The 1,056-nt window shown below is 45.8% G+C and carries 1 protein-coding gene; it reads right to left on the bottom strand.

Annotation, left to right across the window (positions count from 1 at the left end):
- Window positions 1-18 precede the first annotated feature (18 nt).
- On the bottom strand, window positions 19-1,056 hold a 1,038-nt coding region (locus tag ACJ2PR_RS36075; RefSeq protein WP_446880667.1), incomplete at its 5' end, for an RNA-guided endonuclease InsQ/TnpB family protein.

The following is a 1,056-nucleotide window of genomic DNA, read 5'->3' as shown; positions in this document are numbered from 1 at the left end:
GTGACATACTCCAGACGTTCATGCTGACGCATAGAACGCTGGCTTCTCATCGACTCCAGCTATTGCTTCGGACGTTTGATGAGCTTTAAGAACGGAATGCCCTACCGCTCTATGTTTGATATTGATTGCTGCATTGTGGTCACGGTCAAGACTACATCCGCAGTTGTGGCAGGAATGCCAACGGTCGGAAAGTCCTTTCTTGACCTTGATCCCACAGCTTGAACAGTTTTGGCTTGTACCGTTTGGATTCACAGCAATGATTTGCAACCCGGCTCTTTCAGCCTTGATTGAGAGAATTTGCAGGAATTGACCCCATCCAGCATCATTGACCGATTTTGCCAATCTCAATTTGGCAAGTCCTCTGATATTCAGCTTTTCATGTGCAACATGCTTCCCTTGAGATAAAAGCTTTTTCGCTGTTTTGTAGTGAAAGTCCTTGCGAGTATTCGAGACTTTTAGGTGTGCTTTACCGACTCGCTTAATCGCTTTTCTACGACGATTAGAGCCTTTCTTCTTGCGAGATAATCCGCGCTGTAGTCGTTTCAGTTGCTTTTCAGCTTTGCGGTAATGCTGAGGAATTGCAACCTCTACGCCTGAATCATCCGTTAGAAATGACTTCAAACCTACATCAATCCCGATAGTATTTTCCATCACTGGAATATCAGGGCTGAGAGCAGGAACCGAAGCATCTTCGAGACTCAAAACAACGTACCAACCATCAACTTTGTGAGTAATGGCTGCCGTCTTGATTGTGAATCCGTCGGGTAGCGGACGGTGCTGAATCAGTTTCACCTTGCCAATTGTCGGAAGCTTGATAAACTTGCCTTGAATGCAGTCTTGTTTGATCTGAGGGAATGTGAATGAGCGATATCGTCTATGTCCTTTGAATCGTGGTTTCCCTGATTTCTTACCGTTGCCGTCCCCTTTCAACCATCGGTCAAACGTCTTCTTTACTCTCGCAATGCAGTCTTGCAGCACTTGAGAATGGATATCTGCGTACTCAGGAAACAGCGCTTTCGAGTTGACCAAATCCCGCTTCTGCGAATAGAAATCAGG

This window comes from Phormidesmis sp. 146-33 (genome assembly GCF_052939515.1).
The sequence above is the reverse complement of the archived record's forward strand: the minus strand, read 5'-3'. Positions and strand labels throughout refer to the sequence as shown.